The sequence below is a fragment of the Chimaeribacter arupi genome, from assembly GCF_002858805.1.
GTDB classification, from domain to species: Bacteria; Pseudomonadota; Gammaproteobacteria; order Enterobacterales; family Enterobacteriaceae; genus Chimaeribacter; species Chimaeribacter arupi.
The window spans coordinates 1-13,670 of sequence record NZ_PJZI01000048.1 but is presented as its reverse complement, the minus strand read 5'-3'; the positions used below and the strand labels follow the sequence as shown (position 1 = coordinate 13,670).

General features: G+C 58.5%; 12 protein-coding genes. 7 read left to right on the top strand and 5 right to left on the bottom strand.

Annotation, left to right across the window (positions count from 1 at the left end; genetic code table 11):
• Positions 1-37: 37 nt before the first annotated feature.
• The 5 genes from CYR52_RS20595 (at position 38) to CYR52_RS20575 (ending at position 5,508) form a co-directional block, all read left to right on the top strand.
• Complete coding sequence (locus CYR52_RS20595; RefSeq protein WP_072928070.1) at positions 38-1,135, top strand: ABC transporter substrate-binding protein; 1,098 nt, start codon at positions 38-40, stop codon at positions 1,133-1,135.
• Positions 1,132-3,234 carry a TonB-dependent siderophore receptor gene (locus CYR52_RS20590; RefSeq protein ID WP_101829334.1) on the top strand — a complete coding sequence of 701 codons (2,103 nt, stop codon included), beginning with the start codon at positions 1,132-1,134 and terminating at the stop codon, positions 3,232-3,234. Before CYR52_RS20595 ends, CYR52_RS20590 begins: the two co-directional genes overlap by 4 nt.
• A 293-nt stretch (positions 3,235-3,527) precedes the next feature.
• Positions 3,528-4,682: a DUF8093 domain-containing protein gene (locus CYR52_RS20585; protein WP_101829341.1), complete on the top strand. Its 1,155-nt coding sequence runs from the start codon at positions 3,528-3,530 to the stop codon at positions 4,680-4,682.
• A complete protein-coding gene (locus CYR52_RS20580) occupies positions 4,679-4,987 on the top strand; it encodes a DUF6966 domain-containing protein (protein ID WP_072928065.1) in 309 nt (102 codons plus the stop codon). The genes CYR52_RS20585 and CYR52_RS20580 overlap by 4 nt, the downstream gene beginning before the upstream one ends.
• 158 nt (positions 4,988-5,145) lie before the next feature.
• Positions 5,146-5,508, top strand: a complete 363-nt coding sequence (locus CYR52_RS20575) for an alpha/beta fold hydrolase (RefSeq protein ID WP_101829333.1) — start codon at positions 5,146-5,148, stop codon at positions 5,506-5,508.
• 171 nt (positions 5,509-5,679) lie between these two features.
• Here the strand turns inward: CYR52_RS20575 and CYR52_RS20570 are convergent, their stop codons facing one another.
• The 5 genes from CYR52_RS20570 to CYR52_RS20550 are packed head-to-tail and all read right to left on the bottom strand — an operon-like array spanning position 5,680 to position 10,659.
• Positions 5,680-6,345 carry an ABC transporter ATP-binding protein gene (locus CYR52_RS20570; protein WP_072928062.1) on the bottom strand — a complete coding sequence of 222 codons (666 nt, stop codon included), beginning with the start codon at positions 6,343-6,345 and terminating at the stop codon, positions 5,680-5,682.
• Entirely contained in the window at positions 6,338-7,192 is an 855-nt protein-coding gene (locus CYR52_RS20565) for an ABC transporter ATP-binding protein (protein ID WP_420845512.1), read from the bottom strand. Before CYR52_RS20565 ends, CYR52_RS20570 begins: the two co-directional genes overlap by 8 nt.
• Positions 7,182-8,039: an ABC transporter permease gene (locus CYR52_RS20560; protein ID WP_101829332.1), complete on the bottom strand. Its 858-nt coding sequence runs from the start codon at positions 8,037-8,039 to the stop codon at positions 7,182-7,184. Before CYR52_RS20560 ends, CYR52_RS20565 begins: the two co-directional genes overlap by 11 nt.
• Positions 8,039-9,091, bottom strand: a complete 1,053-nt coding sequence (locus CYR52_RS20555) for an ABC transporter permease (protein WP_072928057.1) — start codon at positions 9,089-9,091, stop codon at positions 8,039-8,041. Before CYR52_RS20555 ends, CYR52_RS20560 begins: the two co-directional genes overlap by 1 nt.
• Positions 9,091-10,659, bottom strand: a complete 1,569-nt coding sequence (locus CYR52_RS20550) for an ABC transporter substrate-binding protein (protein ID WP_101829331.1) — start codon at positions 10,657-10,659, stop codon at positions 9,091-9,093. The genes CYR52_RS20555 and CYR52_RS20550 overlap by 1 nt, the downstream gene beginning before the upstream one ends.
• A 330-nt stretch (positions 10,660-10,989) precedes the next feature.
• Between CYR52_RS20550 and CYR52_RS20545 the strand changes: the two genes are divergently transcribed.
• Positions 10,990-13,209, top strand: coding sequence for a putative bifunctional diguanylate cyclase/phosphodiesterase (locus CYR52_RS20545; RefSeq protein WP_241521557.1), 2,220 nt, complete (start codon positions 10,990-10,992; stop codon positions 13,207-13,209).
• 238 nt (positions 13,210-13,447) lie between these two features.
• Positions 13,448-13,670: PAAR domain-containing protein (locus CYR52_RS20540; RefSeq protein WP_175579003.1), on the top strand; the 223-nt coding region annotated here is incomplete at its 3' end.

Here is a 13,670-nt window from a genome sequence, read left to right as displayed (position 1 = left end):
ATCTTTCCCGGCCACATTACATGGCCGGGATAACCCCATGCGCATCGCCGCCTTATTACTGTTGTTAGCGAGTTTCACCAGCCAGGCCAGAGAGGTGACCGATCTGCTCGGGCGGCAGGTCACGGTACCTGACCACCCGCAGCGCGTGGTGCTGGGCGAAAGCCGGATGCTCTACACGCTGGCATTGCTGGAGCCGGGTTACCCGGCGGCGCGCATCGCCGGCTGGCCGGGCGACCTGGCGAAATACGATCCGCAAACCTGGGCGCAATACCTCCATGCCTTCCCGCAACTGGCCACAATCCCGCAATTCGGTAACGGCAGCATCAATGACATCAATGCGGAAAAGGTGCTCGCCCTGCGCCCTGACCTGGTGATTTTGCCGCGTCTGGCGAAAACCACCGCCAACAGTGCCGCCTTCATGCAGCTGATGGCGCAGGCCGGGGTGCCGGTCGTGGTGGTGGATCTGCGGGTTGACCTGCTGAACAACACCGTGCCGAGCGTGCGGCTGCTGGGCGAGATTTTTGAGCAGCCGCAGCGCGCGCAGGCATTCATCGATTTCTACCAGCAGCATATGGAGGCTGTCCGCCAGCGGCTGGCGGCATACCACGGCCCGAAAACCCGCGTGATGCTGCACCTCCACCTTGGGCGGCGTGATACCTGCTGCACCACGGCGGTTAACGGCAACCTCGGGCAACTGCTGGCGTTTGCCGGGGGGGAGAATATCGCGGCATCGCAGGTCAGCGGCGTATTTGGCGAGCTGAACCCGGAAAACGTGCTGGCCGCCAACCCCCAGGTCTACATCGCCACCGGCATGGCCGCGCCGGAAGAGGGCGCGCGAACCGTCAGCCTCGGGCCGCAGGTGTCGGCCGAACAGGCGTCTGCCAGTTTCAGGCAGATCATGGCCGCGCAGCCGGTGCTTACGCACCTCAGTGCCGTGCAGAACGGGCGCGCTTATGCGCTCTGGCACAACTTTTACCTCAGCCCCTATCACGTGGTGGCCACCGAATTCTTTGCCAAGGCGCTCTACCCACAGCAGTTCGCCGATCTCAACCCACAACACACATTACAAGACCTTTACCAGCGCTTTTTACCGCTGGCATTTTCAGGGACCTTTTGGAGTCAGTTACCACCATGAAAACCATCGCCACCTGCCTGTTGGGCAGCAGCCTGATCATCCCGGCCTTAACCCAGGCCGAAGAGGGTGACACGCTGATCGTCACCCAACAAAACAGCAGCACGCCGGACGCGGCTACCCACTACCAGCCGCACACCAGCGTCACCGCCACCCGCAGCGAAAGCCGCATCGTTGAGGTGCCGCAGTCCATTACCGTGGTGCCGGAGCAGGTGCTGAAAGATCAGGCGGCCACCAGTGTGGATCAGGCGCTGAACTATGTCAGCGGCATTACCCAGTCCAATACCCTGGGCGGCACGCAGGACGCAGTGATCAAGCGTGGTTTTGGCGATAACCGTGACGGCTCGATCCTGCGCGATGGCCTGCGCTCGATTCAGGCGCGTAACTTCACGCCGACCAGCGAGCGGGTCGAGGTGCTGAAAGGGCCCTCGTCGATGTTGTTCGGCATGAATGAGCCGGGCGGGATGATCAATATCATCAGCAAAAAGCCGCAACTGACGCCGCATGTGCATCTGGAAGGGCGCACCACCAGCTTCGGCGGGGGCGGCGGGCAACTCGATGTTACCGGGCCGCTGGGCGGCGGCTTTGCCGGGCGGCTGATTATTGACCACAGCGAAACCGACTACTGGCGCAACTTCGGCCGCAACCGCCAGACAGTGGTCGCGCCGTCGCTGATGTGGTTTGGTGACAGCACGATGGTGCGCGTCTCGTGGGAGCACATGGAATACCTCGTCCCCTTTGATCGCGGCACGGTGATCGACTCAAACACCGGCAAGCCGGTCAACACCCCGCGTGAACGCCGCTTCGACGAGGGCTACAACGCCACCCGGGGCGATCAGGATACGCTGACGCTACAGGTCGATCAGGCACTGAGCGAGAACTGGGCGTCCCAGTTTACCTATTCGTTTAACCGTAACCGCTACAGTGACAATCAGGCCCGCGCCACTGCGTATAACGCCGATACCGGCGTGTTGACCCGGCAGGCGGATTCTACGGCCGACGCCGATGCCCGCACGCAGATTGTGCAGGCTTCGGTGAAAGGGGATGTGGACTGGGGGCGCGTCAACCATCAGTTGCTGATGGGGTTTGACTATGAGGCGGACCGCACCTTCCGCGGTGATATGATCCGCGGCAGCAAAAATACGGCGTTCAACGTCTACCATCCGGTGTATGGCGAGATGGCAGCGAGCACCACTGTCAGCGCCAAAGACAGCGACCAGCGCGAGAACATCGACAGCCGCGGTGTGTTCTTACAAGACGAGATCCGGCTGAACGACCGCTGGCGGCTGATCGGTGGCCTGCGTTACGACAGCTTTGAGGTGATGGCCGGCAAAGGCCGCCCGTTTGTCACCAATACCCAGAGTTCTGACAGCAAACTGGTGCCGCGCGCCGGCGTGGTGTACAGCCTGACGGACTGGTCAAGCCTCTATGCCAGCTATACCGAGTCGTTCAAGCCTAACTCATCGATTGCCACACAGATTGGCGCGCTGCCGCCGGAGCAGGGCAAAGCGTATGAAATCGGCGCGAAGATCGACACCCAGAACGGCATCACCGGCACGCTGGCGCTGTATGACATCCGCAAGCGCAACGTGATGGTGAGTGAGCTGGTCGATGGTGACACTGTCACCCGCACTGCCGGGCAGGTACGCTCCCAGGGCGTTGAGCTGGACGCTTCCGGCCGCCTGACTTCCACGCTCAGCCTGATGGGCTCCTATGCCTATACGGATGCACGGGTGACGGAAGACCCGGACAACCGCGGTAAACTGATGCCGAACACGGCGCGCCATACAGCTGCGCTGTTCCTGACCAATGACTTCGGCGGTACCGGGCTGCTGGCGAATGACAACCTGCGCGCCGGGGTAGGCGGGCGTTACGTCGGCAAACGCCCCGGCGATGCTGCCAACAGCTTCTGGCTGGAGTCCTACACCGTGGCGGATGCCTTCGTCGCCTGGCGCACGCCGTTCAGTGGTTACGATGTCAAATGGCAGTTGAACGTGAAAAACCTGTTCGACAAAACCTATTACACCTCCAGCGGCAGTAACCTGCGTATCGCCATCGGCGACCCGCGCGAAGTGGTGCTCTCCGCTGCTGTGGATTTCTGAAGAGGGACGGCCGGGGCGAAGGCTCCGGCTGTTTTCGGGTTTTTCGCGCCAAAATTTACAAATACATAAAACATTTATTCATGACGTTAATAATTACAACTTGCTTTATATAATTATAAATATAAACATACCGGAACTGGCCGATAAAAATTCATCTGCCTGACAGGCATAATTGTCACGTTTTATTGACTACGTCTCTTTTTCAAATTTTATGAAACTGCTTATATTGCTTTTTAAAAACTTACACTATTTAATCCTTGTTTTCACTAAGGTTAAAGATGGGAAGTGGGTATATGTTCAAATTGTACCGAACATGGGACCTGGAAAGAGAGCTTGTTCCTGAAGATTTTCAGTTCATTCAGTCACCAGACGTTGCTTTCAGAAATGCCGCAATTTTCTATGAATTGGATTATCTGAAGTATCCTTATCGGGTTTCTCCCCATGAGGTTCCTGAAAGAAAAAAAGGTTTGGTCACCGCCCTTACTCTTCCTGCAAAAAGAAAATATCGCTCTTATTATGATGGGCTATATGACGACACTCAGCGGAACCTGAATCAGGGCTGGATTGTAGGTGTGGACACAGATGAGCCGTGGGATCATTTCACTAACCCTTTTTACTTCGATGACAATGGTGATCTTATTTATGACTGTTTTATGGATCACTACTGCAGCATATTTGAAGAGGAAGTAAGGCGGGCTTATGAAAAATGCGTTCATTATTACCACAGAGGAAAGCCTGCCCCAACAGTGAAACGGCAGTATGGCGAAGTTCCACGACAATATACTCAGGCAGCAAAAACACTGAACAGTAAAAATGTTGGTCGGCTTCTTGCAGTTGGTGGTATCTATAACGGAAACATTGACGGATTTCGCGAAACGGCCAGCCAACTGGGAGGTGAGGCGCCAGAAGGTTTTACACAAATTCTCAATGAAAAAACAGTAGGGACAGCAATTGCGCTCGCGTCTGTCGCTGCGGGGTTAGGCGTTGGAAGAATAGGGGCAGCAAACCGGATTTCCCAACATGGCGAACTGCATTTTCTGGGAAAAGTGGAAGGTGAATACTCAGCAATAAATCCTGGGCCTTTAAGCGAGAGATTAGCCGAAACATTTTCTGGAGGGATTTATAAAGAGATTGTTTTATCTGAGAATACTATTTTTTTTCGTGCAGGTTTTAATGGGACGGCACTTGGACGATTTTTTAGCTACGAAAAGCCATTGAGCATTATTCAAGCTAGAATTGATAAGGCACTGCTGCCAAAGTGGCCTGATGACGGGACATCTCCCCTTGATAGCTTTTATCAGGTGGAAATTCCAGCAGGAACAAAGATCTACGTTGGAGACGTAGGATATCAAAATGGTTTCTATATGGGGGGTACAGAACAAGTTGTTATCCCTGCACCTTGGAATATACCAGGAATAAAAGTCATAGAAAACGGTGGGTTGAAATGAAAGAAGAAATAAAAAAATTGATGATGAAAATTATTGTTCTTCTTGCTGAAAGCGATGAGGCTTTATGGGTAAATAGGTTTGAATGGCTTAATTCTTGTATTGATACACATTATGATGATGCATTATACGAGATAAAACAGCTATTTGGTAGTGCGAATTCTTTCAATGATCTTATTCTACACAGGAATGGCTATATGCTTAAAAAAGAGAACGATGAGTTAAGTAGCTTACAAGATGAGCTCTATAGCTTATTAAAAAAAGAAATAGCCAATAGAAACGCTATCTGTGGCAAAAATGATATTTAAGATTGCAGCACGATTTAAGGCGTCCCTCTCAAAGGGTGCGCCTTTTTACATCTTTTGATTTACCGCATAATGCGCCCGGCATCCATATGCGCGGCTGGGGGAGCGGGTCAGCCATTTATGGCTGCTGAGTGCGCTCACCAGCCAGGGGGGGCAGTGCATTGGAAAGCTATCAGGAGAGTGGGCAGCATGCCGTGGCCGACCTGTGCCGCCTGGATATGCCGGGTGGCCGTCTCCATTTGCAGCATCCTGAGCGTTTCCTCACGTTGCTGGGGCAGGAAGTACCGCTGCCACCGAGTGAGCCGGTGCAGTTGCTGCTTGACCCGCCACCACCGCAGATTACCCGCCTGCGCTGCCCGGTCAGCTACGTCATCACCCAACAAGATGAATTAACCCCGCCCCAGGTACAGCAGGCATTTGCCCGGCACCTTAATGCCCGGCAACTCTTCTGGCAGGGAGGGCATGTGGCCCCGATGCACACTACAGACTGGCTGACAGCGCCAAACGCCATCCCGGATTCTTAAAAGCATAAGAGAACCATTCATTGCATGAATAGTTACAACATGCTAACTCATGACAATATTATATCAGTGCCTGCCTCAGCCCTGGAGAAACAAAAAGCTGACCCCCAGCGCGAAATTCCGTCACAAAAAAAGCGCACGCCTTGCGGGGTGCGCTTTTTGCATTCAGCTGATTTACCGCACGATGCGGCCGGCGTCCATATGTACCGCGTGGTCGCACATATGGTCGATGACGTCCGGGTCGTGGCTGACCAGCACCATCGTGAGGTTGTCCTGCCGCTTGAGGTCATTAAGCAGGTTGAGCACTTCGGCCTGTACTGACATATCCAGCGCGGAGGTGGGTTCATCCAGCAACAGGATTTTCGGTTGCAGCAGCAGGGCGCGCACAATCGCCACGCGCTGGCGCTGGCCGCCGGAAAGCTGATGCGGGTAGCGATCCGCCATTGCCGGGTCCAGCCCGACGTGCCGGAAACCCTGCTGGATGCGGTCATCGATGTTGTCGAAACCAAAGAGTTTCAGCGGCTCCGCCAGCGTGCGGCGCAGGCGGTGGCGCGGGTGCAGCGAAGCATACGGGTCCTGGAACACCATCTGCACCTCGCGGCGCAGCGTGCCGGTGAAGGCTTTGCCCGGCTGCGCCTGATGTTCCGCCAGCCGCATCCGGCCCTCCCAATGCGGGTTCAGCCCGGCCATCACCCACAGCAGGGATGATTTGCCGCAGCCGGACGGCCCGACCAGCCCGAAACACTCCCCGGCCTGTACCGTCAGGGAGACCTCATGCACCACTTTGCGCAGCTCATACCCCTGGCGGTGCGAAACGCTGAGGCCATTCAGTTCAATCATGTTCACGGGCAGCCTCCAGCGCAGCGCGATCCAGCGTCGGCAACGGCTTGCCGTGCGTTGATTTGTTCGGGCGGCAAGCCCACAGCGTATGGGTGTAGGGATGGGTGGCGCGCGGCAGCTCCGCCGCCGGCAACGAATCCAGAATGTCGCCTTTGTACATCACCATCACCCGGTCACAGTGATCCGCCACCTGTTGCAGATCGTGGCTGATCAGCAGCAGCCCCATGTTGCGCTGCTCGACCAGCTTACGGATCAGGCCGAGCACCTGATCGCGCATCGCATGGTCGAGCGCGGAGGTCGGCTCATCGGCAATCAAAAACTGCGGATCGGTGATCAGCGCAATCGCCAGCATCACCCGCTGGCCCATCCCGCCGGAGAGCTGGTGCGGGTAGCGCGTCATCAGCTGGGCAGGTTGCGGCAGGCCGACCGCGTCCAGCATGTCGCACACTTTGTCGCGGCGCTCGGCGCGCCCCAGTTTGGTGTGCAGTTTCAGCGGCTCCTCAACCTGCCAGCCAATGGTGCGGGTCGGGTTCAGGGCGTATTTCGGGTCCTGCATCACCATGGCGAGCTGGTTGCCGCGCATCGCGTTCCAGCGCCGCTCGCTCAGCTGCAACAGGTTCTCCCCGTCAAAACTGAGTTGCTGCGCCTGCACCTTCAGCGAGGGCGGCAACAGCCCCATCAGCGAACGGGCGGTCAGGGATTTGCCGGAACCGGACTCGCCGACCAGCGCCACGCGTTCGCGCCCCAGGGTAAAGCGCAGATCGTTAACCAGCGGTACGCCGGTTCCTGCCACCGAGACGCGCAACCGCTCAGCGATCACTAACGGTGAAGAAGAATTAATGGCCATGGCGGGTATCCAGTCGGTCACGCAGGCCATCGCCTGTCAGGTTAAAGGCGAGGCTGGCAAACAGAATTGCCCCGCCCGGTGCAGCGGCCACCCACCATTGGTCAAAGATCACTTTACTGCCTTCCGCGACCATCGATCCCCACTCAGCGGTAGGCGGTTGCACACCCATGCCCAGGAAGCCCAGACCGGCGGAGGCGAGGATGATCCCGCCGAGGCTCAGGGCGGCGCGCACCACGGCGCTCGGCATACAGAGCGGCAGGATGTGGCCGAACATCAGGCGCAGGCCGTTGATGCCCTGCATCCGCGCAGCCGCCAGGTAGTCACTGCGGCGCAGCGCCAGTGTTTCGGCACGGGCCTGCCGGGCAAACGGCGGCCAACTGGTCAACGCCAGCGCCAGTGCACCGTTCAGCAAGCCAGGGCCGAGCATCGCGACCAGCGCCAACGCGATCACCAGGTTCGGCAGCGACAGGAAGATATCAGTGATGCGCATCAGCACACGCTCCGTCCAGCCGCCCAGATAACCGGCGCTGATGCCGATCAGCATCCCGACCGGGATGGTCAGCACCAGGATCAGTGACACCAGCAGCAACGTCGGGCGCGCACCGTACAGCACGCGGGAGAAGAGATCGCGGCCGAAACCGTCGGTGCCGAACCAGTGCAGCGCAGAGGGCGGCAACAAACGGGCGCTCATCTGTTGCGCATTCGGGTCAAACGGGGCCAGCCAGGGCGCAAACAGCGCCACCAGCAGCAGCACCGCAATCAGGCTGCCGCCAATCGCCAGGGTAGTGACCCGGCGGCGGCGGTGCGGCGGCGTGAGGGTTTCCGCATCAGAAAAATGTTGCGTCATCAACGTGTCCTCGGGTCGGTCAGGTAGGTCAGGGCATCGGCCAGCGCGTTCAGGATAATGAAGCAGGTGCCGATCAGCAGCGTACCGCCCAGGATCGCCGGGGTGTCAGAGGCGAACAGCGCGGTAGTCAGGTAACGCCCGACGCCCGGCCAGGAGAATACCGTCTCGGTGAGCACGGCACCTTCCAGCAGGCTGGCATAGGAGAGTGCCAGCACGGTGATCAACGTACCCAGCACATTCGGGAAGATATGGCGCAGCAGGATGCGGCCGCGGCCGGCACCTTTGGCGCGTGCCAGCGTCACATACTCTTTATTGCTCTCTTCCAGCAGCGCGGCACGCAGCAGGCGGGTGATCCCGGCCATCGCCAGCAGCCCAAGCACCACCACCGGCAGCCAGAGGTGGGCGAGGGCGTTACGGAACATCTCCGGGTCACCGGAGAGCCAGCTGTCGATCAGCACAAAGCCGGTTTTCGGCTCCAGCGTATAGACGTAGAGATCGTCCAGCCGCCCCGGCCCGGCCGACCAGTGCAGCACCGCATAGAACAGCAGCAGCCCCAGCAGGCCGAGCCAGAAGATCGGCACCGAATAGCCCAGCAACGAGATCATCCGCGCCAGGTTGTCGAGCAGGCTGCCCGGTTTCCAGGCGGCCAGCAGCGCCAGAGAAATGCCGAACACCGCGCCGAAAATAATCGCGCAGGTGGCGAGTTCCACAGTGGCCGGGAACGTCCGCAGCAGATCGCTCAACACCGGCTGGTTGGTGATGCGGGAGATGCCCATATCGCCGTGCGCCAGGTGTTCCAGGTAGTGCCAGAACTGCATCAGCACCGGCTGGTCCAGCCCCAGATCGCGGCGCGCCTGCTCATAGGTTGAGGTGCTGGCATGGTCGCCGACGATTTGCAGTACCGGGTCAACCGGGGAGAGGCGGGAGAGGGCAAAAGTGAACGCCAGCAGGCCGAGCAGCGTCACCACCACCGACAACAGGCCGGTCGCCACCCGTGAGGCACGGCGCCAGAACAGCCGGGCGGACCCGGCTTCAGTGGAAGGTGCCGCCATTACTTGGTGACCTGGGAATAGTAGACCATGTCAGGGTTGATGCCCTGCACGTAGCCTTGCAGGTTATCCCGCACCGCCACCAGGTTACGCGCCTGCAACCCGATCACATACGGCGAGCTTTTCTGCACCTCGCGCTGCATCGCCTGATACATCTCCACGCGTTTGGCTTTATCGCTTTCCGCGGTGGCAGCGATCACCTGTTTGGTCAGCTCCGGGATATGCCAGTTGGAGCGCATCGCCAGCGTGGTGCTGCCATCTTCCGGGTTATACGCGAAGGCGGCGGCGTTGGTGTTCGGGTCAAAGTAGTCGGCACCCCAGGCGTTAAGCGTGGCTTCATATTTATGCGCTTTGACGTTGGTCGCGACTTCGGTGCTGATGCCGGGGATCAATTCCACTTTCACGCCGCCTTTGGCGAAGCTGGCCTGCAACGCCTGGGCGATGTCGAGGTACGGCGGCTGGTTGCTCACGGACAGCTTAAAGCTGACGTTGGTCAGCCCGGCTTTTTCCAGGATCTGTTTGGCTTTCGCCGGATCATAGGTGTACGGATTCTCGTTCAGCGCGCCGAGGAAGCCTTCCGGCAGGAAGGACTGATGCACCTGGAACTGGCCTTTCAGCAAATCATTGGCGATGCCGTTGTAGTCAAACAGGTAACGTGAGGCTTCCCAGAACGCCGGGTTTTTCAGCGCCGGGGAGGCGTCAATGTTGAACTGCATGTAGTAGAGCGAGGCCATCGGGATGGCGAGCGGCTTCACGCCGGCTTTGCCTTTCAGGGCGGCCATCTGGTCAGCGCCCAGGTTACGCGCGATGTCCGCGTCGCCCTGTTCCAGCAGCAGGCGGCGTGCAGCCGGTTCCGGCACGTTTTTGATCAGCACGTTTTTCAGTTTCGGCGCGCCGCCCGGTGACGTCGGGTTGGCGGACATCAGCAGCACTTCATGCGGGATGAAGCGGCGGATCTGGAACGGGCCGCTGCCGGCAGAGTGGGTGATCAACCACTGGTTGCCGTAGTCATTTTTCTTCTGGTTCGCCATCACGGTTTTTTCGTCCACGATCGACGCCACCGGCGCGGAAAGCAGGCTCAGCACATAGGTCGGGCTGACGTTGGCGCTCCAGCTTACCTGTACCTGGTTCGGGCCGACTTTTTTCAGGCTCGCATCAACGTTTTCCGGCGTCCAGCCCAGCTGGGTCAGAATGAACGACGGCTCCAGGTTCAGCTTCACCACACGGGAGAGGGAGAAGATCACATCTTCCGGGCGCACCGGGTTGCCGCTGGCAAATTTCGCGCCGTCACGCAGGGTAAAGGTCATGCTGCGGTTATCGGCACCCGCCTGCCAGTTACTGGCCAGCGTCGGCTGGATGTCGATAGGGTTTTTCGGGTCAGACTGTACCAGACGCTGGTAAAGGTTAGTGAACGCCTGCACAGAGGTCAGTTCAAAGCCCTGCGCCGGGTCAAGGCTGCTGGCGTCGTCAATCGACTGGGCGATCACCAGGGTGTCCGGCGGGGTTGCCGCATAGGCTGAAAAAGAGGTGGCCAGCGCCAGTACAATCATCGAGGGAACGTTATATTTCATGGGGTTTCCTTGCTGAGACTTTTTTCGCGAGTGTAGGTTAACTTAGGGTAGGGCAACCAGAACAATATTGGCTATGCTTATGCCTTATCGTTATAAATATATCTGTTATGAATATAACGTAACCAATTGATTCTTCAAGCCACTGTTTTATAACGCAGTGTGAATGTCACCCGCGTTTTCGTTTCCTGCCGTCAGTGAAAAAAATCCATTCTGCTGGTCAAGCCCTGTCAGCCTGATGGGATCGGCTGCCAATGATTAGCAAGATTGATTTTTGTACTAATCTTAACGAACCCAGCCCCCTCTTCGCACGGACCCGACATGCTCAGTGACATGAAACTTCCTGAAGGTTTCCGCAGCCGTTTTAACCGGCAGATGCTCTACCCACTGAGCGCGGTGCTGCTGATCCTGTTTGTCGCTATCGGGGTGTTTTTGTTTTGGTTAAGCCACCAGAATGACCAGCGGGCACAGCAACAGGAAGCGGACATCATTACCTCTTCACTGACCCACAGCCTCTCTGAACTGGCCGCGCAACAGCGCAGCGTGGCGGCCTGGGAGCCGGTGGCGCGTAAGCTGGCCGGGACGCCCACGGATATCACCTGGCTGAATGATAATGTCGGTGCCTGGCTCTATAACATGTTCAAGCACCAGCAGGTGTTTATCCTGTCGCCGGATAACCGGATGGTGTTCGCCTCAATCAACGGTATGGGCAGTGATGACCCGCGGCTGTTGCCGCCTGAGATCGTGCCGTTGCTGACCACACTGCGCGCGCAGAGCCGGCAGGCGACGCTGGCCAATGTCACTGACCAGAATCTGCGGCGCAGCCGCGCCCCAAGCCTGACGGATGTGGCGATGGTGGAAGGGAACCCGGTGGTGTTTGCCGCCAACCAGATCCACGGGGCATTACTGCCGCGCGAACCGACCTTTACCCTGGTCAGCATCCGGTTACTGAATGACGGCTTTCTGTCGGATCTTTCGCAGCGCGGCCTGATCCAGGGCCTGCACTTTACGCCGCAGGCCACCACCCGCCCGGATGAGACCAGCATTCCGGTGTATGCCAAACACACCCACCAGGTCGGCTACATGACCTGGCAGCCAGACCGGCCGGGCAGCCGGATGCTGAGCTATGTCGGCCCGGCGGCCGCGCTGTTTGGCGTGCTGATGATTGGGGTGATTGCGGTGATTGTGCGCTCGCTCTGGCGCTCCGCCCTGAACCTGAACCAGTCAATGATTGAGCTGCGCGCCAGTGAGGCCCAGGCGCAACATCTGGCTTTCCACGATGTGCTGACCGGGCTGCCGAACCGCGCGCTGCTGGAAGACCGGCTTTCCCATTCGCTGGCGCTGACGGCGCGCAACGGCGGGTTTACCGCGCTGCTGGTGCTGGATCTCGATCGCTTTAAAAATGTTAATGACACCCTGGGCCACAGCGCCGGGGATGGGTTGATCAAAGAAGTCGCGTCGCGCCTCTCTGCGCTGGTGCGCAAAACAGACACCGTGGCGCGCATCGGTGGCGATGAGTTTGTGGTGGTGCAGACGGACGTCCATGACCTGAGCGATGTGCAGGCGCTCTGCCAGCGGATCCACACGGCGATTGAACGGCCGTTTATGCTGGCGGGGAATGATACCTTTATTGGCGTCAGTATTGGGGTGGCGCTGGCCCCGGCCGATGCGATGGAGCGCAGCGAACTGATGCGCAAAGCGGACATTGCGCTTTACGTCGCAAAATATGAGGGGCGCGGCCACTTCCGCTATTTTGAACAGTCGATGGATGACTCGGTGCAGACCCGTCAGGAGATTGCCACCGATCTGCGCAACGCGCTGCTGAACAATACCGGGCTGCAAGTGCATTTCCAGCCGCAGGTGGATATGTCCGGCCAGCATGTGATTGGGCTGGAGGCGCTGTTACGCTGGCAGCACCCGACGCGCGGCACCATTTCGCCGGACGAGTTTATCCCGGTGGCGGAAGAGAACGGGGTGATCATCCCGTTGGGCGAATGGGTGTTGCGGCAGGCGTGCCGGGCGTCCCATACCTGGCCCTCTTTGTTTATTGCGGTAAACGTGTCACCGGTACAATTCCGCTCCAGTGATTTCGCCAACCGGATCAAAGCCATTGTGGCAGAAGAGAAGGCGGACCCGGCCCATATTGAACTGGAAATCACGGAAAGCGTGCTGCTGAATGATGATGACGAAGCACGCCAGACCCTGATGGCGTTGCGCGAAGCCGGGTTCAAAATCGCGCTGGATGATTTCGGCACCGGCTACTCCAGCCTCAGTTACCTCAGCCGCTTCCCGGTGGATAAAATTAAAATTGACCGTTCGTTTATCCGTAATCTCGGCGTCGGCGAGAATTCGGGCGCGATTGTGGAATCCGTGGTGCGCCTGGGGCGGGCGATGGGCCTCACCGTTACCGCCGAGGGGGTAGAAACCGCCGGGCAGATGGCCGCCCTGGCCGAAGCCGGGTGCGACGAGATGCAGGGGTATCTGTTTTCCCGCGCGATCCCGGAAGACCAACTGCCGGCGCTGCTGGCGAAATCGGAATCAACGCCGCATTAAACCCTGCTATAACGCTTTGCCTTTACCTGCGCAATTCCTGAAATGACACCGGCAGTGCCGCCCGGTGTGCCATGTGGCACATCACCCGGCTCTTTTGTTAAGCGTATGATACCCCGCAATTTATCCATATGAATTGAAGGGGCTTCTTATGCCGCACGCTATTACCTGTTTCCAGAGTCGTCTCTTCCTCATCGTGCCGATGCCGGAGGATTTCCTGAGCATCACCGGGGCGTAAATCATGGGATACCGGCCCAATATTCACGGGCGCGGCAAAGCGCTCTCCTGTGACAAAACCACCACCGGCGCACGGCTGCTCCCCTCACTCCCGCTCACCCAGTACAACGTTTATGGCCACGCGGTTATCCGGCGCGGCGATGTCACCAGCGACTGCCCTAAGTGCGGCCGGCGCGGCCGGGTGATTGACGGCGACACGCGCTTTACCATTCATGGCAGCCCGGTGG

What these genes read in the sequence shown, in the direction of transcription:
- CYR52_RS20580 (WP_072928065.1), top strand. Translation starts at nt 4,679, where the DNA reads ATGAAAGAAGAAATAAAAAAATTGATGATGAAAATTATTGTTCTTCTT.
- CYR52_RS20585 (WP_101829341.1), top strand. Translation starts at nt 3,528, where the DNA reads ATGTTCAAATTGTACCGAACATGGGACCTGGAAAGAGAGCTTGTTCCT.
- CYR52_RS20555 (WP_072928057.1), bottom strand. Translation starts at nt 9,091, where the DNA reads ATGGCGGCACCTTCCACTGAAGCCGGGTCCGCCCGGCTGTTCTGGCGC.
- CYR52_RS20570 (WP_072928062.1), bottom strand. Translation starts at nt 6,345, where the DNA reads ATGATTGAACTGAATGGCCTCAGCGTTTCGCACCGCCAGGGGTATGAG.
- CYR52_RS20550 (WP_101829331.1), bottom strand. Translation starts at nt 10,659, where the DNA reads ATGAAATATAACGTTCCCTCGATGATTGTACTGGCGCTGGCCACCTCT.
- CYR52_RS20590 (WP_101829334.1), top strand. Translation starts at nt 1,132, where the DNA reads ATGAAAACCATCGCCACCTGCCTGTTGGGCAGCAGCCTGATCATCCCG.
- CYR52_RS20545 (WP_241521557.1), top strand. Translation starts at nt 10,990, where the DNA reads ATGAAACTTCCTGAAGGTTTCCGCAGCCGTTTTAACCGGCAGATGCTC.
- CYR52_RS20565 (WP_420845512.1), bottom strand. Translation starts at nt 7,192, where the DNA reads ATGGCCATTAATTCTTCTTCACCGTTAGTGATCGCTGAGCGGTTGCGC.
- CYR52_RS20560 (WP_101829332.1), bottom strand. Translation starts at nt 8,039, where the DNA reads ATGACGCAACATTTTTCTGATGCGGAAACCCTCACGCCGCCGCACCGC.
- CYR52_RS20595 (WP_072928070.1), top strand. Translation starts at nt 38, where the DNA reads ATGCGCATCGCCGCCTTATTACTGTTGTTAGCGAGTTTCACCAGCCAG.